The following is a 21,096-nucleotide window of genomic DNA, read 5'->3' as shown; positions in this document are numbered from 1 at the left end:
TCTTTCTGAACCACTGATTTGTTTAAGAAGATTAATCTTTGCCTAAAGAAGAGTCTAAAAACCTTGAGCTAGCAGGAAGTAAATAGGCATTCCAATAGTAATGTTGATAGGGAAGGTAACGGCTAAAGCCATAGGCAAAAATAGCCCTGGGTTCGCTTTTGGTACTGATATTTTCATTGCGGCTGGCACGGCAATGTAGGATGCGCTAGCGGCTAGGATAGCAAACATAAATCTATTGCTGACATCTGAGGTTATTGCAGAACTTAATATTGCAATGACACTACCATTTACTAACGGTAAGATAATAGCGAATAGAAGCGGAAACCAGCCAAAAGAAAAGAAGGCTTTCAACTTTTTGCCACTAGTTATACCCATATCCAAAAGGAAAATGGCAAGGAAACCTTTGAATAGATCATTGGTAAAAGGCTCTATACCCTCTGCTTGTTTGGCATCGGCAAAGTACCCAATGACTAAACTACCCATTATGAGTAATACGCTTCCATTGGTAAATGAGTGTTTGAGAACAGATCGTTTGTTAATGCTATTCACCTTGTCCTTATTGAAAACTGTGAGAAGCACTAGACCAATAATGATTGCCGGAGACTCCATTAAAGCCATAATTGCAACCATATGCCCATGTGCTACCATTTGTTGTGATTCCAAAAAGGATACTGCCGTAACAAAAGTAACTGCGCTAACTGAGCCATAAGCGGCAGCAACAGCAGCAGCATCATACACATTCAGTTTGATCTTAAGTATAAAAAAAGTGTATAATGGAATTAAGGCTGCGATTGCAATACCAAACAACATAGACCAGCCGATTTCGCTGGTGATGGTTTCATGTGATAATTCTTGACCTCCCCTAAAACCAATTGCAAAAAGTAGGTAAAGCGAAATAAATTTTGAGGAGTTTGGTGGAATTTCTAAATCACTTTTCAAATAAACTGCAATAATACCTAACACAAAAAACAGTAAAGCCGGATTGGTTAGGTTTTCGATAAGTAAGTTGAAATTCATTTATTTTTGTAGAGGGTAAAGAAGTCTATTTGAAAAGTGATTTGGAGAAAAGGCTATGACAATGAAATGTTTATTTCAGAGTTTATAGTGATTTGCTTGTTGGTAGCTCTAGCTTCTGCCAATATTTTCGTAAGCTTTTCTACCTCTCGCTTCAGATCGGGAATTCTTTTCTGAGCAGTGGCATCAACCTCACCAAATCGCTCTATGGAGCTGAAGTTTTTCACTTCATGAAAATTGACTTTAGTAGAGAAAATATTCATCAAAATTTCTTTGGCTTCTTCATCAGAAAAAGTGCCTTCAATCAGTGTTAACTTTTCTGTTTTATTCATTTTAATCTTGATTTTGATTGTTTAAAGAACGAGTTGACATTGCTGCAAAAATTATTGAAACCGCTACAAACAGTTGGCTATTTGCCGGGTTTTCAACTATGAATGCAACGCAAAGAGAGATTAACAGTAGTCCTAAATGAATGGCAGCTCCAATAGATAAAGCCTGTTTCTTTTTTGAATGAGCCTTTATAAAATCTACCGTTTCACGAGTCTGATTTTCATTTTCGCTGAAGCCGTCTATTTGCAGATTTTTTAGTACGGAATCCACATATTGTGAATTTGCTTCATGTTGGCCATTACCAATATTTTGCTCTTTTCTGATTTGACTTTTGCTTGGTTTCGACTCAAGTATATTTCTCGAATCATTTCGGGTGTTGTTAATTTTCTCTTTCATGATTTTTGATTTATTGTCCTTGTCCTAATGAAAAGCCGGTTTTGCCATCAAATCGATAAAGATTTTCAGTTTTGATAGTATCCACATTTTCTTCGATGGCTTTATTTAATAGATCGGTAATGCGAGCTTTATTGACCGCCGCACCATTGGATTGAGTGAATCGACAACGCCAATGATCGGTACAGAAGGTTTCTTTAAATCCATTTGGCCATACTTTAATGCCTCTATTGGTGATCATCGAAAGTTTGATTTCCTCATTTTCGATGTTTTTCAGTTTGTCGGCAAGCTCATTTGGGTTTAGTCCATTCCAATGCACAAATACATCTACTCCCACCAATTCTTTAGTCGCAGATTGTCTTCTTTCATATTTTGGAAGTTTGATCACCGAATTGCCAGCAAAAGAGACAGGTTTTAAGATTTTTGGCTTTTTGTCAAGATTATTAATTACCATATTGGCAAATTCCATTGTCCCTACTTTCAAGGTGCTCCAGCGCTCTTTGTAAATATCTGCGGTATGAATTCCTTGCTCTAAAGTGAGTAGCCATGCATTTTGGATCGTTTCGGCAATGTCCGTTTGGCCGATGTGATTCAGCATCATAATTGCCCCTTGCAATAAGCCTGATGGATTTGCTATGTTTTTACCTCCTATATCAGGTGCTGTGCCATGGATAGCTTCGAACATTGCGCACTCTTCGCCAATATTGGCCGATCCGCCTAAGCCTACCGAGCCAGTAATTTCTGCTGCGATGTCTGAGATGATGTCCCCGTAGAGGTTAGGCATTACAAGCACATCGAAACTCTCAGGTGACTCTGCCACTTTTGCAGCGCCGATATCTACAATCCAATGTTCATTTTTGATTTCAGGATATTCTTTTGCGATTTCATCGAATACTTGATGAAACAAACCATCGGTCTGTTTCATGATATTATCCTTGGTAAAGCAGGTCACCTTTTTGCGGTTATGCTGCTTAGCATATTCGAATGCATATCGGATAATTTTCTCGCAGCCTGGGCGACTTATCAATTTAAGGCATTGTACTACCTCATCGGTTTGTTGATGTTCAATTCCCGCGTATAAATCTTCTTCATTCTCCCTCACAATCACCATGTCCATTTTGGGATGTTTCGTTTGAATGATGGGATGCAAACTCATGCAAGGTCTTACATTCGCATACAATCCGAGAGATTTGCGGGTGGTTACGTTTAAGCTTTTATAACCTCCACCTTGTGGAGTAGTAATTGGCGCCTTCAAGAAAATTTTATTGCGCCTGATAATGTCCCAAGACTCAGCACTAATGCCGGAAGTGTTTCCGCTTAGATATACCTTTTCTCCGACCTCAATCTCATCAATTTCAATTTTTGCTCCTGCGGCAAATAAGATTTTTAATGTGGCGTCCATGATTTCAGGACCTATTCCATCTCCTTTTGCTATTGTGATTTTTGTCATTCGTTTTGCTTATTTGGAAATTAACTGACGCAAATTTGGGTAGTTTCAAACATTAATTTTTATTTATAGTTATAATGAAAAGCATAAAATAAATTAATGAATTACACACTCAATCAGCTTAGAGTTTTCCTTAAGATCGTTCAAACACAAAGTGTTACGAAGGCCTCTGAGGAGTTACATTTGACCCAACCTGCGGTGTCAATACAGTTGAAAAATTTTCAAGAGCAGTTTGAAATACCACTTACTGAGGTGGTGGGAAGGAAAATTTATATTACCGAATTTGGGAAAGAGATTGCAGAAGCGGCAGAACGCATCATCAACCAAGTGCATGAAATCAATTACAAAACCTTAGCCTACAAAGGTCAAATGATTGGTCGCATGAAGTTTTCGGTGGTCTCTACAGGCAAATATGTAATGCCATATTTTTTGACTGATTTTATGCGTAAGCACGAAGGAATAGAATTGGTGATGGATGTGACTAACAAAAATATGGTAGTAGAGAGCTTAGAAAATAATGAAGTTGACTTTGCCCTTGTTTCTATTTTGCCAAGCAGCCCGCAGGTGGATAAGTTAGACTTGCTTCAAAACAAACTGTATTTGGTAGGCAATACTAAGACTAAGCTCAAAAAGCGATTGAGTGTAAGTGAGGCTTTTCAAACCCTCCCGCTGATTTTTCGAGAAAAGGGCTCTGGTACGAGGCAAACCATGGAAAATTTTATTCAACGAAATGATTTCAAGGTTATGAAGAAAATGGAGCTAACCTCAAATGAAGCGGTAAAACAAGCATTGCTGGCTGGTTTGGGATATTCAATAATGCCTTTAATTGGGATTAAAAATGAGTTGCATAACAATGAACTCCAGATCATTCCGGTCAAAGGATTGCCTATTACAACTACATGGAGTTTGATTTGGCTGAAAGGCAAAAAGCATTCGCCAGTTTCACTTTCCTTTTTATCTTATTTGGAAGCGCAGAAAGAACAAATAGTGCATGATACCTTCCATTGGTATGAGCAGTATTAAATGGCTTGCCTAAGCTTATGTATCTACAACCTGTAAAATAACATTGCCTGTTTTCTTGCCTGATTCTACATATTTATACGCTTCTACAATTTCATCAAGACGATAACTCCTGTCAATCACAGGTCTGAATTTCCCTTGTTCTACGAGAGATTTCAAGAAATTCACATCTTCTTTGCTGATGCTTGGCAGTGGAAAAAGTACCCGTTTCCCGCCAAATATTGGTGTAATAAGCGCATAGAAAATGTTTTCCGCATTTTTGCCTAATTCAGTGGAAACATAAATGCCTTTATCCGTAAGCAATGGCTTGCATTGGCCGAATGAACTCTTACCAACAGCATCGAATATAAATGGAAATTTTGTGGAGGTTTTGGTGAAATCTTGGGTTTGGTAATCGATGACGATATCTGCACCAAGAGATTTCACTAGTGCTACATTTTTAGTGTTGCATACTGCGGTAACATGCGCTTTATAGTATTTCAGCAGTTGTACTGCTGCCGAACCTATGGCTCCTGTAGCTCCATAAACTAGCACCTCTTGATTGAGCTGAATATTCAAGGCTTTGATATAATTGAGTGCATAATGTCCGCCTTCGGAAATAGCTGTCGCTTCGTAGAAATCGATATTATTCGGTAGGGTTGTGATGGCGTCATTTTCTGCAATGGTCATATACTCAGCATGCCCTCCAAAATGCACATCATTAAAGCCAAAAACTTTATCGCCAATGTTAAAATTTTGAACATCTGCTCCAATTGCTTCAATTATTCCGGCGAATTCACATCCAAGGGTTTGCTGTTTAGGTCGAAATAGACCACTCCAAAATCTTGATATAAAATAATTCGCACTGCGAAAACCCGAGTCTGTTCGGTTAACAGTGCCGGCATATACTTTTACCAAAACCTCATGTACTTTGGGTGTGGGCTTGGGTATTTCCCTTATTTGCACTACCTCAGGAGGTCCATATTTGGTGTGAACAGCGGCTTTCATGGGTGTCAATTTCTTTTCATCAAATTTGTTACCATCAATAATATAGGGATAAAATTGATGAGGAAATGAAGGATGAAAGTCAATAAATTTTAAATGGCAAATATCAAACTCTTAACGCTCCACGAAAGCCGCGAGCGCCATAGTAAGATTCGGCTCCATTGTGATAAACAAATACAGACCCGTAGCGCCAATCGCCGAAAATGGCTCCACCCAGTTTGCGCATGGCGGGAGGTGTCTTGAGCCAACTAGAAGTCTTGGTGTCGAAAGGGCCTAATTGCTGTAATTGATGATATTGCTCTGCAGAAAGTAATTCTATGCCCATTTCATCAGCCATACCTACTGCACTATGCTCAGGTTTGAATTTCTTGCGGGACTCCAAGGCCTCCGGATCGTAGCAAATACTCCTTCTTCCACTAGGGCTTTCAGCCGAGCAGTCGCAAAAGAGATATTCATCAGACTCTTCGTAGTAAGCCACTACATCAGGCTCGCCGCCTGTTTCTTCCATTTGCTGTAGAGCCCAGAGCTTTTCAGGCATTTTTTCAAGCTTGGCTTTTATCTCAATCCACTCCATATCAGGGTGGCGTTTTAAATTCCTATCAAATCGATCTTCTAATATCTTGAGTAGACTTTCTTTTTGATTTTGGCTTAGGTTTTTGGAGAGCATTTTTTTATTGGAAATTTAGCAATATTTTTTTTGTTCACAGATTCTAGCTGCTCACGTTACGTGAACAAAAAAAATGTGAACATATTTATTGTAATCAAAAGTCTTTTTTAAAGGCTTTATTGAATTTGTTTGCTTTTATGGGTGCATTTCAAGATATCGGATTGCAAATCCTTTTTATCAGGCTTTGAGATTTAATAGTGTCTCAGAAATGTCCTCCCGCAGTTTTGGGCTGATGCCTACTTCATTGGCAAATGTCTTCCATTGATTTACTGTGTCGTTAATTTCATCTATGATTTCAGCTGCTTTTTTACAACGTATGGATTTTCCAACGATCAGCAAATCTTCTTTGGTAATTTCTTTCCGCTTACCATTTATACTCAATGCATGTTGACTCACCCACTCGCTGCCTGGACGATAGGCATGGCATATATCATAGGCAGGAGCCAATTCCCAATTCCCATTTTCTTTAAGCAAAAAGGAGAAATTCTTAGTGTGGTCGTCACAATTACGTGCGATTACATTAAAAACCATCCTTCGAAACATCTGTTCTGCATCTGTATAGCTCAGTTTGAGTTCGCGCATACATTGGAATAATTGCTCATAACTGAAGCTATTTACAAGGTTAAAATCGAAATGCTTTAATGCACAAAAAGTTTGCACATGATGCTTGGTATCTCCACCCGCTCTATCGAAACGCTTGGTCATAAAATGCGCCCGACCATTTTCTTCCAATAGCCGAGAGGGCATCATCTTTATCCCGCATTTGATAGCCATATTGTAATAAGCCATTTCTACTTTTCCGTATCCTTTGCTTGCGCCCAGTTGTACATCGCTCACACCATCTAGTTTGATTAACCAATGCTCAAACTCCTTAGGAGCTTTGGTTTGGCCAGATTTTACTACGCCAGTTTTTTCATTAAATGCAATTACAGCTTTGGGTCTTGCACCTCCAGCCGAAGTGCCTATTTTTAAAATTTCTCTTATAGCATCTTCCTCGTTCTTATTCAGATTAGTAGAAAATTGCTCTCTTTGGTTAAGCAGTCTTTGGGCAGTATTCACCAAGCTGTCAATCTCTACAGAAAAAGTATTTTTGTTTTCTTTAAATATTGTGGGTTCAAATTCGAGGGCTCCCATGCCACGAGTGCCAATAAAGCAAAGCATTTCTACAGGGTTCATGCTGCCCTGCGGGCGACCTTGCTGAGCCAGCCATAGATTAATAAGCTGATTTCCGTATTTGTCGGGAAGGGTGTCGGCAAGTAAGCCGGGCAAGCCTTTGAATGTGTCGAATTCTGCGTTTTTATCTTGTCTAAGTTCGGGAAAGGAAAATATCTTTTTTGAGTCTTCAATAGGCATTTTTAGTGGGGATAGCTGCCAGCCTAATTCCTTAAACCGCGGGTGGTATTCAAAAGTAGCATAGCCCGACTTTTCATCCCACGCGACTGCGCCTACTAATTTGCCCCATATTTTTACTTCAGCTACTTGCATGTCTTACCAATCTATTTCGTCCGATTCTTTCGTTTTCTTTGCCGACTTTCCTCTCGCTCTTTGGCGTTTATCTTTTTGTAATTTAGCCAATGCTAAAGGGCTTATACTCTCTCTGATAGCAAATGCATTCATCACCTGCAATTGATCCAATACCCGTAGCACTTGTATTAGCGTACTAATGGTGACCGTCTCTCCGCGTTCGAGCAAACTTAATGTAGAGCGACTAATACCAGCAGCTGTGGCAAGTTCATCCTGCGTTTTGTTTTGCTCCATCCGCTGATACTTTACAAATTCACCAATATGCGCAATCAAAGCCTTATCGCTCATTGATGTCCAATCATTAAATGATTTATCAGTCATAAAGTGTTTTTTTGCTTATAGTGAATTAAATATCATGCAAATATAACGTGAATAATGATAAAATAATTAGGTATGAATGATTATTCATTCATAAAATCTCTTTTTGGCTTTTAGTGAATGATATTTCATTCGGAATGACTGAGAAATTTAATATTTCTGTTTGTTTGGAATTAGCCCTTTAGAAAATTGATTTTATTCACTTTGGAGGATTACAATTAAGCGGATTGCAAATCCTTTTTATCAGGCTTCGAGATTGTAAATCTCGAAGAGTGGGAGCGTGGGGTTTGATAAATAAATTTTGTTTATGACTGGATGGCAGTTTTTAAGTTACATTATGAAAATAACCATTTGATTGGTTGAATTAGAGATTTCAGATTGGTCAATATTTTCTTTCTCCAAAATTTCAAGTTTGCAAAAGATCCTTTTCTCATGTTCTTTTCTAGGTGCGTGCATTTTTTTTCATTTAGCAAACATTGTAAATTCAAATTTTAAGTATTATGTTTATAAATAAACATTGATTAATAATAACAATACACATCCCTGTAAATCCAAATTAGAGCCAGTATCTAGCGAATAATCTTGCAGGAATTCAATCTAAAAAAGATGTTACCAAGCGAATGAGTCGATTTGAAAGGTCTATTAAACTAGCATTTGACAAAACTTCTGGGGAAATACTCGAAGCTGATAAGGAATTCAGCGAAACTAAGGATGCTTTTCAAATAAGACGCAAATACCATGAAAATAAACTCAATTTATCTTGTTGCGAATGCGAGCAAGACTTAATTGTATCTGGTAGCAAATTTGACAGAATACATTTTAAGCATAAGCCAGGCCATACATTCTGCATACTTTCTGACGGTCAACTTTCTCCAAAGGAGCAGGATGTATTTAACAAAATTTTTAAAAGTAAAGAAAGTGAACGCCACATTGAGTTAAAAAACAAAATCGGTAAGCTTCTAAGAAATATTGAAGGAGTAGATCTAGAAAGCATTGCTATTGACAATAAGTTCATTTTAAGGAATGGAGAAAAAAGACGACCTGATGTTTTTTGCAAATACAAGGGGCATGAAATTGTTTTTGAAATCCAGTTATCAGAATTGTCTTTAGGTTATATTCTAAGCAGATACGAATTTTATAAAAAGAACCAAATGTTTCTGATTTGGATCCTTGATAATTATGATATCTATAGCCAAGGGACACTGGAAAGAGACATCAAATATCTCACTGAGTATCAGAATTTTTTTAAACTTGATGAAAATTCTGATTCACTAAAACTTCTTTGTAGATATAAAATACCAATCTTAACAGACGATAATTCATTTTTGACAAAATGGCTCGCAAAATCAGTATCTCTTGCTCAGCTTCAATTTGATACAAATTGTTACCAAGTGTACTACTATGACTTTGGCAGTAATAAAACCAAAGTTGAGAAAAAACGAAAAGTTCGTGAAGCGGAGTTACGTGAAATTGAGCGCCAGAAACAAGAAGAGCAAAGAAAGAAGGAAGCTCAAGAAAAAGCTAAATCAATAATATCTGAAATAAAGTTTCTTAGAAAAGAAACCCATCCTTCATTTGAAGGTTTGCGACGGAAAATAGAAGAACTTAGCCCTATTGAACTTGAAATATTGAATGGAGCCCTTGGTCTTAAAAAAAGAAACGAACCCGTAATCAGATGGATTGCATCAGCAAAAAGAGTAGATTTTCAATTTATTGAATTTTTAATCACTTGTGAGAGGATAGAAAAGGACCTAAATGAAATAAACTCTAAAGGCACAACAGCTTTTCAAACTTTAATAAACAACCAAGACTTCCATGAATATGAAAAGAAATTGCTTTTAAGAAAAATGATTGAATACGGCTACAAGCTTAAATCAAGTGACTTACTTAATCTCAATAAACTAATAAATAACCCTGAAGATTTATTTCTCTACGAGTTGAGCGATAAACTTGAAAACAAGAGGTTAACCTCCAAAGTATTTGAACATTTTAAAGCCATTTTCATAATTGAGTCTGCCAAAAGACATGAGTTAGTGGGGTATAAATATCCAAATAATATATGGATTCAATTAGCAAATACAGCAATTGAGTATTACAAAGAATATTGGGATTACATCGAATCTGCGTTTAAACATTACCAAATTTGGGAGTTGGTTGAGAAGGCAGATGTCAAAGGTAAATTTAGCAAGAAGCTGCAAAATTACTATTTATCAATGCCTGAACAGAATTATGAGCTTGATGAAGTAATAAATGAATTGTATCCTGAAATCTTTAATACATAAAGTATCTGAAAAATTGAGCTAATTATGAAAAAGTATTGGTGGCTTTATCGCTAAAAATGATTAATTTGTATCTATAAACTTTTGATCGTCTGACTTTAAAGTGTGTCGAGATATCTCCTTCAAGTCGCATGTAAAATGTTGTGAGAAGGCTAAAATGGGCCAACCCAAACCACAAAAACTCACAGAGGAGAAATTAGTATATTTGCCGAATGCCTGACCTGAATAAAAAATATCTGTACAGAATGATTCATATAGAGAATATTCCGCATATTCTAGAATACGGCATTACACATTCAACTTCGAGAAATGCTAATCCTAATTTTGTGCCAATTGGAGATAAAAGTTTAATTACAACTCGAAATGATTTTAAATTAAACAACAGCAGACAATTGGGTGAATACATTCCGTTTTATTTTGGCGTTAGAACGCCAATGCTATATGTGGTGCAAAATGGATTTAATATGGTAGCTCCCACACCTGCTGAAAATATTGTTTATTGTGTTAGTTCGGTTCAAAAAATAATTAATATGCAATTAGAATTTGTATTCACTGATGGTCATGCTGTTGATAGTTTCAGCTCACAATATACCGTTGGAGATATTCAAAACATCGATACCATTTTGGATATGAATGCAATAAATGCAAAGTATTGGCGTGATGAAAACGATTTGGATAAAAAGCGAAGAAAGGAAGCGGAGTTTTTAGTTTTGGGAGATATTAATAAAGAAGCTATTTTGGGTTTTTATACCTATAACGAAAAAGCGAAAAACTGCTTAATTAAATTTGGTGCAAATAGTGATAACATTCATATTAGACCAATATATTATTTTTAAAATATGATACACTACCAAACAGGCAATTTATTAGATAGTAAAGCAGAAGCTTTAGTCAACACTGTTAACACGGTGGGTGTAATGGGAAAAGGAATTGCTTTGCAGTTTAAAAACATGTTTCCCAATAATTTTAAAATCTATGCCAAGGCATGCAAGGATAATGAAGTCAAAGTAGGAAAATTATTGGTTACTGAGGAGGAATCACTATTGGCAGGAAAAAAAATCATCATCAATTTTCCCACGAAAACAAATTGGCGTTTGCCTTCTGAATATCAATTCATCGAGACAGGCTTAATTGAACTTAAAAAAGTAATAAAGGAAAGAAATATTAAATCAATTGCTATTCCTCCTTTGGGTTCTGGAAATGGTGGGTTGGATTGGAATAGGGTGAAGCCAATATTGGAAAAGCATTTGACTAACGTGGATTGTCATGTTTTCATATATGAGCCTAGTGCAGCAATTCAGGAAGTCTTAAAAAAGGAACGAGTTAAGTTAACACCTGCAAGGGCTATGTTGCTTTCTGTTTTGTATGAATTGGTTCGAAACGGTGAATTTGTATCAGAGTTTTCTTCTGAAAAAATTGCTTACTTCCTACAACGTTTCGGAGCCAAGGATTCTTTCAAGTTGGAATTTCAACCCAATTTTTATGGACCATATTCTGGAAAGGTGAAGCACGTTTTGTATTATCTTAATGGGAGCTATATAATGGGTTATAGCTCCAAGGACAAAAAGCCATTTGAAGAATTAGGTTTAATAATAGATGCTGAAAAGGAAGTGAATGAATTTTTGGCAAAATCTGAGAACAGTTCTTACAAAACTACTGTAGAAAAAACAAAAACATTCTTAGCTGGATTTTATTCTCCCTTTGCTTTGGAATTGCTTTCAACAATTGATTTTGTTTCCTCTGAAATGAATGCAAGTACCCAAGATGAAATTACAAAGGAGTTGGAAAAATGGAGCGACCGCAAGAAGACCTTATTTACGAACCCTAAGTTTATTCAAATAGCAATCAAAAATTTAAATTTACACCTCAACTGAGGTAATGGCACAGCTGCACCGAAATAGCTGGCATGGTTAGAACCGTAGTATCCACTAATACCAATTTGAAAAACTTAATATTTGAATCCGTTCTCAATGATGCGAAAAACGTAACTTTTTCGCCTAACGACTCTTATAGCGTATCATATCCTGAATTTGTAAAATATTTTGAAAATATAAGGGCAGGGGAGATCAATGAACATAACTTGATTGTAGCAAGTCACTTTGTGTATGGTTGGATGCCAACCATAATTTATTTGGATTTAAGCCAAAAGAATGAAGTTATCTTATATCTAAATGCAGTAAAAAGTGGCCTCATTTTATCACCATCTGAATTAAAAATTCTTAAGAAAGCCATAAACAATTCATTAGTTGGACTTTCAAAACTTTTGCATTTTATAAATCCTAGGGATTATGCGATTTGGGATAGTAATATTTTCAAATATTTAACCCAAAAGAAAAGTACTTATGGAATAGATAAACCCGAATTATATCTAGAATACTTAGACGAACTTAAAAAATTATCTGAGCACAAAAATTATAAAGAGTTACACAATCTGATATCAAGTTATTTTCCCTATCGAATTTATCCGACTAGGGCTATAGAGTTAGTAATGTTTGAAACTGAACGAAACAAAAATAAATCATAAAAATAGATTTTAGTTGAGCTAGATTTAAGGGCTAGTCTAGCTTTACAATGGCACAATCGACTATAATAATTTTCACTAATTTTTTTAGACCCTCAATTTCAACCCAAATCAAAGTAAGATATTGAGCTAGTAACCTAAATTACGATAATACGACCCGTCTATACCCTCCAATCAAATTTCTTGACCCACTAGGAACTAACTGATTTATTTAAGTTAATTCACCTTTTTGCAAGAGGGATTTTTAATACTTTCACGGATAAATGAATAATAATTTAACGAAATATAACTAAATTGGAGAACTCCTGAAGATATTCAAATAGCGAAAACCTTTAAGAGTGTTAATTACCAATTTTAGGATTGTTCACCTTAGCTTTGAGTATCAAAGATGATTTTCATGACTTATTCTAAATACGAGCTTTCCTTTACAGCGGCTTCTCTGCAAGTACAGGAAATGGTGAATTTACTTAAAATTGAAAGAGGGATCCTCCCAGAGGACCGTTCAGGAAAGATTTCCTCTAAACGAAGAAAAGGGAAAGAGTATAAAAAGAGATTGGCAACCTTAACTGAAGAGCAAATTGAGGTTCTTTTGGAAGGAAATTCTTTGGTACAGAAACAGATTGCCTTTCTAGCTTCCTGTAAATTGTATGAATTCTTAAGGGAGTTTGTAACGGAGGTATTGAGGGAGAAAATGGTTCTCATGGACTATCAAATCACAGATGGCGAATACTTATCATTTTTTAGAAGAAAACAACAAGACCATCCTGAGCTTGAGGAAATTACTGACCTCACGTCGGATAAGATAAAACAAGTAACTTTTCGCATTTTGGAACAAGCTGGAATTATCAATTCTACAAAAGAGAGGGTGCTCCAATATCAAATTTTAGAACCTGAAACAGTGAGAGCGATTAAAAGTGATAATATTAAATGGTTGGAAATTTTTCTTTTGAGTGATGAGGAAATCAACAATTACAATTTTTAAAAATTGATGGATACACTAGGAAGAAAATTTAATCATATATACAACATTGCATCTACCAAGAGTTTTCTACAGAAAGAAGCCTTGGGTGGTGAAATTCCCTTTTTCATATCTTCTTATTCAGCGAAGGATGAGATCCGTGTTCGTGAAGAAATAAAAAGGCTAAAAAATAAACTTAGTACGCAAGGGATCAATGTATTGGAAATCAATTTATTTGATATTGCTTGCCAAATACTTGAAGATAAGGGTGGTATTGATCGTCTGTTTAAGGTAGAGAAGACCAAAGGTTCTGAGAAGTTTTTGCGTGCCTTACAGTCTGCCCTAAATATCCATGAAGTATTATTACCAAGAATAAAAACGCTCATAATGGAATCAGATGCTCAAATCTATTTCATTACTGGTGTAGGCTTGGTTTTTCCTTATATCCGCTCTCACAACATCCTAAACAATCTACAATCTGTAGCTAAGGATGCGCCTACAATTACCTTTTTCCCTGGCGAGTACAATGGGCATTCACTTAATTTATTTGGCTTACTAAAGGACGATAATTACTACCGAGCTTTCAACATTGAATCAATCAAAGCATGATAATCAAGGACATTTTCGAAAAAGACATTGACCGTACCATTGAAACTGTAATAAAAGCAGACGATGAAGCGAATATATCAAATGAAGTAGTCGAATATGTGATTACAAATGAGATTAAAAATAAAATCCGAGGGTTCTTTAGTGCATATAATGATTATACTGTTGCCAATGGAGTTTGGATTTCAGGGTTCTTTGGTAGTGGTAAATCTCACTTGCTCAAAATCTTATCTTTCGTATTGGAAAACAAAGCAGTGGATGATTACCATGTAGGTGAACTGTTTTCTGAGAATATCGAAAAAGATGATATCCTAAAAGGAGATGTACTTAAATCTACCCGCATACCATCCGAATCCATTCTGTTTAATATCGATCAGCAAGCTCAAATTACTTCTAAAACAGATGCTAATGCCATATTAAGCGTATTTTATAAAGTTTTCTATGATCACCTTGGTCTCTATGGATACCAGCCTCATGTGGCAGAATTTGAATTGTGGCTACAGCGGAACAATCAATTAGAAGACTTTACCTCCCGCTTCAATTCCAAAAGTGATAAGGTATGGAAAGAAGCTCGTATTGATTATTATGATCCACTGGTTACAGATACAATAGCGGAAGTATTGGCTGAGATAAATGGTAAAAAAGCAGAAAGCTACGAGGATATTTTAGATGAAATTGAAGATAGAAACAAACAGTCCATAGAGCACTTTTGTGAGCGAGTTTTAGAATACATTGAATCTAAAGGTCCACATTTCAGGCTCAATTTTTTTGTAGATGAAGTAGGCCAATACATCAGCGACAATACTAGACTGATGCTAAATCTACAAACCATTGCAGAGACCTTGGCTACCAAAACTAAGGGTAGATCGTGGGTCTTGGTTACTTCTCAAGAGGACATGGAGAAGATACTGGGTGATATGACCAAGAGTCAGCAGAGCGATTTTTCACGTATCCAAGACCGATTTGCCATCAAAATCCCACTCACTTCGGCCAATGTGGATGAGGTGATCGAAAAGAGGCTACTTAAAAAGAAAGAAACCGCTGAACCTACACTTGCAGAACTATACGAGATTGAAAAAACTCATTTAGGTACACTTATCTCATTTTCGGATGCAGGTGTCCAATTCAAGGGATTTAAGGGAAGTGATGATTTTGTGAGGAAGTATCCTTTCTTGCCTTATCAGTTCGATTTGTTTCAGCAGTGCCGCAGAGCCCTTTCTAGTCACAACGCATTTCAAGGAAAACATGCATCCGTCGGGGAAAGATCCATGCTGAGTGTTTTCCAGCAGGTAATCAAAAAGGTATCGGAAAAAAAAGGAAAAGCTCTTGTGAGTTTTGACTTAATGTTTGAGGGTATTCGAAGTGAGTTGAGAGGTGAAATTCAGAGCTCCATTCAATTGGCTGAGAACAACCTGAGCGATCTCTTTGCTATACAGGTGCTGAAAACCCTTTTTATGATCAAGTATTATGGAAGTTTCAAAGCTACCAAACGGAACATTTCTGTTCTGCTAATTGATCATTTGGATATCGATATCAAAGCACATGAAGATAAGGTAGAGAAAGCATTGAATATCCTTGAAAACCAAAACTATATTCAAAGAAACAGTGATTTCTACGAATTCATGACCAATGAGGAAAAGGACGTAGAGACAGAAATTAAGGATATGGATATTGATGATTCCGCAGTCACTTTGCAGCTGAAGGAACTCTTCTTTGATGAAATTATCAAAGACAATAAGATCCAATTTACGGACAACAAACAGCACTATGATTTTATGCCAATCATAGACGATGCCACCGTAGGTAGGGAAAAGGAACTAGGGATAGAAATCATTACTGAGCGTAATCCCATTTACAAAGAGACACTTTCCTTGCAATCGCAAACGATGGGTACCACGGTAATGAGAATGGTATTACCGCCAAACCCTGTTTTTATTAAAGATCTGAATACCTTTCTCAAAACCAATAAATACGTAAAACAAAGCCAGACATCTACCTTAAAAGCAGAGCGCAGACGTATTTTGCACGAGCGACAAGTACAAAATGGCGAGAGAAGACGAAACCTAATTACACTTGCGAGCAAGCTCCTATCCGAGTCGGATGTGTATATCAATGGGAGCAAACAGGAGTTAAATCCAACTACAGATGGTCGTGCTAGAGTGCACGTAGCCTTCCAGATATTGGTAAAAAATGTGTACCCTAATCTCAGGATGTTGGGACATACTACCTACACCGAGTCCTCCATCAATGAAATACTTCTTTCCACACAAGCAGAACTCTTTAAAATAGAGCAAACCATTACAGAGGCTGAGAGTGAAATCTTAAACCAAATCAATAGAAGGAAGGCACGTTCTGAACGTACCAGCTTGGGCGAACTTAAAGACGTACTTGGTAGGAGACCTTATGGATGGTATCCCAATGCGGTATGGGCTAATGTAGCCAAACTATACCGACGTGGACAGATAGAACTAAAGCAAGACAGCAATTTGCTAGATACCACAGAAGCATCTCGTGCATTGATCAACAGTTCACATCATCATAATACCCTAGCACAAGTGCAGGAGCCAGAGGATCCTTCCAAAGTGAGAGCGCTTAAAGAACTATACTCTGAGTTTTTCGATCAATCCTCAGGGTTATCCTTAGGAAAAGATATCGCTAGTGACTTTAAAGAAAAGCTTAAAATTACTCGATCAGAGATTGATGATCTACTGAGACAAAAAGGTAGCTATCCTTTCTTAGTTTCATTAGAGGAGACAAGAGAACAAATACACAACCTCATAAGCAAAGACTATAGTCATATATTGAGAGAGGTAAAAAACTATGAGGATCTCTTGCTAGATTTTAAGGAAGATGCATTGGATCCTGTACGCAGGTTTATGAATAGTGGACAGAAAAGTATCTACGATGGCATTAGAACCACCGCCACGGGTGATACTTCTAATTTTCACTATGTAGACAGCGAGGAACTGAAAGTTCTCCAGGATGTCCTCAATCACCCTAAACCATACTTTGGTAATCTGCTGCAAGAAGCCAAGCACGCAATGGATACCCTCTCCGAAAAGGTAATTCAAAAGATTGATGTCGAGCGAAAAGCCACCTTACAATGTATAGAGGATGCTATTTCCACTTTAACGAATAATGAAAATTTTGAAGAGCTAGATTCGCTACAACAACAGGCAATACTGTCACCTTTTAAACAGGAAAAAAGTAAGGTGGACACTCAGCGTTTTATTAGTTCACTAAGGGAAATTGGCCGAAGAGTAAATGATGAATTACTGGTAAGCCAGCTTACCGAACTACACCGATTGGCAAATAAAGTGAGAGAAAGCGATGGTGGTAAAGTAGCAGAACCCACGGTTCATTATATTAAAGCAAACAACCTAAAAGTACCCTTTGAGCAGCGAGAATTGAGAACAGAGGAAGATGTGGACGCCTACCTAGAAAAAATGCGGGAGGTATTTAAAAAACAAATTAAGGAAAACCGAAGAATTAGCCTCTAATGAACACCAACCACCTCAAAAAATTTGCTCAAGCTGCAAGACGTAAACTACTTACCCAAGTACAAGCAAGGCTAGAATATGTATTGAAGACCGACTCAGCAGAGCTCAGGGAAAAGCAAGCTCAGATTCTAAAACTCAAGGAAGAGATACAAAGAAGTTCCAAAAATCAAGTAATTGATAAAGTAGCCTACACGTGGTTTAACCGACTTATGGCACTAAGGTTTATGGATGTGAATGACTTCCAGCCATTGGGCTTGGGAGTACTATCTCCTAAGGAAGGATTCACCACACCAGAGATTGTAGAAGATGCCAAGCAAGGACATATATCGGAAGAATTGCGGGTGGATAGACAGAGAATATTCGACCTGTTGGATGGAAAAGTACCAAGTCCAAATCCTCAAAATGAGGTTTTCAAGCTCCTACTCATTGCAGTTTGTAATCACTTACATAGAATTCTACCCTTCCTTTTTGAGGAAATCAATGACTATACTGACCTGCTATTGCCAGACGACCTAAGCTCTGAGTACTCTATTGTGCACGATATCTTAGAAGGTATGCAGATAGAAGATTGCAAAGAAGTGGAAATCATTGGATGGTTGTATCAGTTTTATGTGTCGGAATGGAACGATGAGCTGATTAGGTCTAAAAAAGTATATAAGAAAAATGAATTAGCTCCTGCATCACAATTATTTACTCCTAGGTGGATTGTTCAGTACATGGTGGACAATACACTTGGACAGTTGTGGACGGAAATGCAACCCAACACAAAGATTACTAATGAATTGGAGTTTTATATAAAACCTGCCTACAAAGAGCAACTCCAAACAAGAACTAAAAAAAGCATTGAAGAAATAACCTTTTTTGAGCCTTGTACAGGTTCAGGGCATATTTTATCCTATGCCTTTGATGTGTTTTACAAAATGTATGAGGAGGAAGGATACAACCCTTCAGAAATTCCTGAACTTATCATTACCAAAAACCTATTTGGAGTAGACATAGACCAACGTGCGGCACAATTAGCATCCTTCGTCTTAATAATGAAGGGGAGACAAAAGAATAGAAGGTTTTTACGTACAGTTGAAAGTAAAAATATAACACCAAATATCCACTTTTATCAAGACTTTGAATTTGATGAAAAGTTTAAAAATGCAACTGCTCTAGGTTCATTAATTAGGGTTGAACCCAAAGATTTGAATGTGTTAAAATTGGATAAAGGGACACTATTTGGAGAACGTCAGGAACTGGTTAACAACCTATACCAATTACTAGGGCAGCGGTATGATGTGGTAGTAACCAATCCGCCATACATATCTTCTTCAAGGATGGAAGGAAGTTTGAAGCAATATGTTGAAGCAACTTATTCAGAAACGAAATCAGATTTATTCGCCACCTTTATTTTACGTTGTTTAGAATTGTGCAATGAAGATGGATTGACAGGGTATATGACCCCGTTTGTGTGGATGTTTATTTCTTCCTATGAAAAACTGAGAACTAACCTTATTGATCATCATTTTATCAATAACCTGATCCAACTGGAATATTCAGGTTTTGATGGAGCTACTGTTCCGATCTGTACCTTTACTTTAAGAAATAAAGTCATTCCAGAGGGAAAAGGAAGCTATATCCGATTAAGTGATTTCAAAGGGTCACAAAATCAAGCTCCCAAAACCCTTGAAGCCATCCAGAACCCTTCCTGCGGATGGTTCTATACTGCTTATCAAAAAGACTATGCAAAGATGCCAGGAAGTCCGATTGGATATTGGATTGGCGAAATTACTTTGAATGTAATAAATAAAGTAAAAACGCTAAAGACTTTTTCTGAAGCAAGAATGGGATTAGCAACAGGTAATAATTCAAAATTTATAAGAAGATGGCAGGAAATGTCATTTGTTTCAATTGGATTGAATTTTACAAATAGAATTGATGCAAATGATAGTGGTATTAAATGGTTCCCATATGCAAAAGGAGGTAAGTTTAGAAGGTGGTATGGAAATAACGAATATGTTGTTAATTGGCATTTAGATGGGAATGAGCTTCAGAATACTATGCATCCCTCTGGTAAAAGGGTTTGGGCACATAATTTTAATTTGGACAATATATTTAAACCGAGTATCACATGGTCAGATATTACATCAGGCTTGTTATCTGCAAGGATTAACAATGAAGGGTTTCTTTTTGATGGTTCTGGCACTTGTGCATTCTTTAAAGAAGAAAAATTCAGATTACCAGTTCTTGGGCTATTAAATACATCATTTGTAAAGGATTATTCAAAAATATTAAACCCAACACTTCATTTTCAACCTGGGGATTTTAGAAAATTACCTTTTAAAAATGAATTGATTAATGAAGAATTTGTTCGGACAGTAAAGAATTGCATTGTGGTTTCAAAATTTGATTGGGATTCATATGAAATCTCTTGGAACTACTTAAGTAATTGGATTGCAAATAATAATTCAAATGAGCTTGAAGAATCATTCGATTTATATAAACAATACTGGACCAATAAATTCTTCCAACTCCACAAAAACGAAGAAGAACTCAACCGTCAGTTTATAGAAATCTATGGCTTGCAAGAGGAACTAACTCCCGATGTTCCCCTAGAGGAGATTACCATTCTGCAAGAGGAACTTAACAGAGGTTCTCTCAAAGCACAAAACACCCAACTAGAAAGAGATCCAGCTACAGGCCTTGTCACTAGTTATGATGATATTCAATTGTCTTTCGATGCACAGGAAGTCATGGCACAGTTTATCAGCTATGCCGTTGGCTGTATGTTTGGTCGTTATTCTTTAGATCAAGAAGGGCTGATATTGGCAAACCAAGGAGAGACCTTGGAGGATTACCTCAGGATACTCTCCGAAAGTGGCAAGCAAGCATCCTTTCTGCCAGATGATGACAATATCATCCCTATCCTCGACGATGAGTGGTTTGAAGATGATATCGTCAATCGATTCAAAGAGTTCCTTAAGGTAAGTTTTGGTGAGAAATACTTCGACAGGAATCTGGAGTTTTTAGAATCCTGCATTGGCAAAGATATCCGTAAATACTTTTTGAAGGATTTCTACAAGGATCACATTAGCAGGTACAAGAAACGTCCCATCTATTGGATGTTCTCTTCACCTAAGGGTAGTTTCAATGTACTTATTTACTTACACCGCTACACATCGGATACGCTCAGCCAAATCCTCAGTCAATACCTCAATCCTTTTCAAGAAAAAATCAAGGCGCATGTAAATCATCTTGATCACATTATAGAAACTGGGAACTCCACCGAGCAAGTGAGAGCCCAAAAAGAGAAGGAAAAACTTCGAGTAATATTGCTTGAGTTACAAGAATATGAACGAGACATCTTTTATCCACTAGCCTCCAAGCGTATTTCTATCGATTTGGACGATGGAGTTTTGGTGAATTATAATAAATTCGGCAATGCCATAAAGGAAGTAGCAGGTCTCAATGATAAAAAAACAAAGACAAAAGTGAGGGGATTTGATTGGATAGATGTGAGTGAGATAATTTAGTGAGTAATATATAAAAT

17 protein-coding genes are annotated in these 21,096 nt (G+C 36.8%); 9 read left to right on the top strand and 8 right to left on the bottom strand.

Annotation, left to right across the window (positions count from 1 at the left end):
- Positions 1 to 54 precede the first annotated feature (54 nt).
- Genes ACOXY8_RS05465 through ACOXY8_RS05450 form a run of 4 tightly spaced genes read right to left on the bottom strand, consistent with a single transcriptional unit; the run spans position 55 to position 3,187 of the window.
- Positions 55 to 1,017, bottom strand: coding sequence for a sodium-dependent bicarbonate transport family permease (locus tag ACOXY8_RS05465; protein WP_458330538.1), 963 nt, complete (start codon positions 1,015 to 1,017; stop codon positions 55 to 57).
- A 53-nt stretch (positions 1,018 to 1,070) separates the two neighbouring features.
- Positions 1,071 to 1,346 carry a hypothetical protein gene (locus ACOXY8_RS05460; RefSeq protein WP_458330537.1) on the bottom strand — a complete coding sequence of 92 codons (276 nt, stop codon included), beginning with the start codon at positions 1,344 to 1,346 and terminating at the stop codon, positions 1,071 to 1,073.
- Position 1,347: 1 nt separating this feature from the next.
- Complete coding sequence (locus tag ACOXY8_RS05455) at positions 1,348 to 1,740, bottom strand: hypothetical protein (protein ID WP_458330536.1); 393 nt, start codon at positions 1,738 to 1,740, stop codon at positions 1,348 to 1,350.
- Between the two features lie 10 nt (positions 1,741 to 1,750).
- Entirely contained in the window at positions 1,751 to 3,187 is a 1,437-nt protein-coding gene (locus ACOXY8_RS05450; RefSeq protein ID WP_458330535.1) for an NADP-dependent isocitrate dehydrogenase, read from the bottom strand.
- A 96-nt stretch (positions 3,188 to 3,283) separates the two neighbouring features.
- Between ACOXY8_RS05450 and ACOXY8_RS05445 the strand changes: the two genes are divergently transcribed.
- Positions 3,284 to 4,207, top strand: coding sequence for a LysR family transcriptional regulator (locus ACOXY8_RS05445; protein WP_458330534.1), 924 nt, complete (start codon positions 3,284 to 3,286; stop codon positions 4,205 to 4,207).
- Between the two features lie 15 nt (positions 4,208 to 4,222).
- Here ACOXY8_RS05445 and ACOXY8_RS05440 read toward each other — a convergent pair whose 3' ends face one another.
- The 4 genes from ACOXY8_RS05440 to ACOXY8_RS05425 form a co-directional block, all read right to left on the bottom strand.
- Complete coding sequence (locus tag ACOXY8_RS05440; protein WP_458330533.1) at positions 4,223 to 5,191, bottom strand: NAD(P)-dependent alcohol dehydrogenase; 969 nt, start codon at positions 5,189 to 5,191, stop codon at positions 4,223 to 4,225.
- Between the two features lie 103 nt (positions 5,192 to 5,294).
- A complete protein-coding gene (locus ACOXY8_RS05435) occupies positions 5,295 to 5,855 on the bottom strand; it encodes a DUF4256 domain-containing protein (RefSeq protein ID WP_458330532.1) in 561 nt (186 codons plus the stop codon).
- A gap of 177 nt (positions 5,856 to 6,032) precedes the next feature.
- Entirely contained in the window at positions 6,033 to 7,340 is a 1,308-nt protein-coding gene (locus tag ACOXY8_RS05430) for a type II toxin-antitoxin system HipA family toxin (RefSeq protein WP_458330531.1), read from the bottom strand.
- Between the two features lie 3 nt (positions 7,341 to 7,343).
- The gene (locus tag ACOXY8_RS05425; protein WP_458330530.1) at positions 7,344 to 7,700 is read right to left on the bottom strand and encodes a helix-turn-helix domain-containing protein; all 357 of its coding nucleotides are present in this window, start codon (positions 7,698 to 7,700) and stop codon (positions 7,344 to 7,346) included.
- A 617-nt stretch (positions 7,701 to 8,317) separates the two neighbouring features.
- Between ACOXY8_RS05425 and ACOXY8_RS05420 the strand changes: the two genes are divergently transcribed.
- The 8 genes from ACOXY8_RS05420 (at position 8,318) to pglX (ending at position 21,079) form a co-directional block, all read left to right on the top strand.
- The gene (locus ACOXY8_RS05420; RefSeq protein ID WP_458330529.1) at positions 8,318 to 9,979 is read left to right on the top strand and encodes a DUF6035 family protein; all 1,662 of its coding nucleotides are present in this window, start codon (positions 8,318 to 8,320) and stop codon (positions 9,977 to 9,979) included.
- A gap of 242 nt (positions 9,980 to 10,221) precedes the next feature.
- Complete coding sequence (gene darT, locus ACOXY8_RS05415; RefSeq protein ID WP_458330528.1) at positions 10,222 to 10,812, top strand: type II toxin-antitoxin system toxin DNA ADP-ribosyl transferase DarT; 591 nt, start codon at positions 10,222 to 10,224, stop codon at positions 10,810 to 10,812.
- A 3-nt stretch (positions 10,813 to 10,815) separates the two neighbouring features.
- A complete protein-coding gene (gene darG, locus ACOXY8_RS05410; RefSeq protein ID WP_458330527.1) occupies positions 10,816 to 11,850 on the top strand; it encodes a type II toxin-antitoxin system antitoxin DNA ADP-ribosyl glycohydrolase DarG in 1,035 nt (344 codons plus the stop codon).
- 32 nt (positions 11,851 to 11,882) lie between these two features.
- Complete coding sequence (locus ACOXY8_RS05405; RefSeq protein WP_458330526.1) at positions 11,883 to 12,500, top strand: hypothetical protein; 618 nt, start codon at positions 11,883 to 11,885, stop codon at positions 12,498 to 12,500.
- 394 nt (positions 12,501 to 12,894) lie between these two features.
- Positions 12,895 to 13,479, top strand: coding sequence for a BrxA family protein (locus ACOXY8_RS05400; protein ID WP_458330525.1), 585 nt, complete (start codon positions 12,895 to 12,897; stop codon positions 13,477 to 13,479).
- A gap of 6 nt (positions 13,480 to 13,485) precedes the next feature.
- Positions 13,486 to 14,064, top strand: coding sequence for a DUF1788 domain-containing protein (locus ACOXY8_RS05395; protein WP_458330524.1), 579 nt, complete (start codon positions 13,486 to 13,488; stop codon positions 14,062 to 14,064).
- The gene (gene brxC, locus ACOXY8_RS05390; protein WP_458330523.1) at positions 14,061 to 17,561 is read left to right on the top strand and encodes a BREX system P-loop protein BrxC; all 3,501 of its coding nucleotides are present in this window, start codon (positions 14,061 to 14,063) and stop codon (positions 17,559 to 17,561) included. Before ACOXY8_RS05395 ends, brxC begins: the two co-directional genes overlap by 4 nt.
- Positions 17,561 to 21,079, top strand: coding sequence for a BREX-1 system adenine-specific DNA-methyltransferase PglX (gene pglX, locus ACOXY8_RS05385; RefSeq protein ID WP_458330522.1), 3,519 nt, complete (start codon positions 17,561 to 17,563; stop codon positions 21,077 to 21,079). The genes brxC and pglX overlap by 1 nt, the downstream gene beginning before the upstream one ends.
- Positions 21,080 to 21,096 lie beyond the last annotated feature (17 nt).

Origin of the sequence: Peijinzhouia sedimentorum (assembly GCF_049340005.1) — a bacterium.
GTDB lineage: Bacteria > Bacteroidota > Bacteroidia > Cytophagales > Cyclobacteriaceae > CAXBDP01.
Note: the sequence above shows the minus strand (reverse complement) of the source record. Positions and strands in the feature narration are given on the sequence as shown.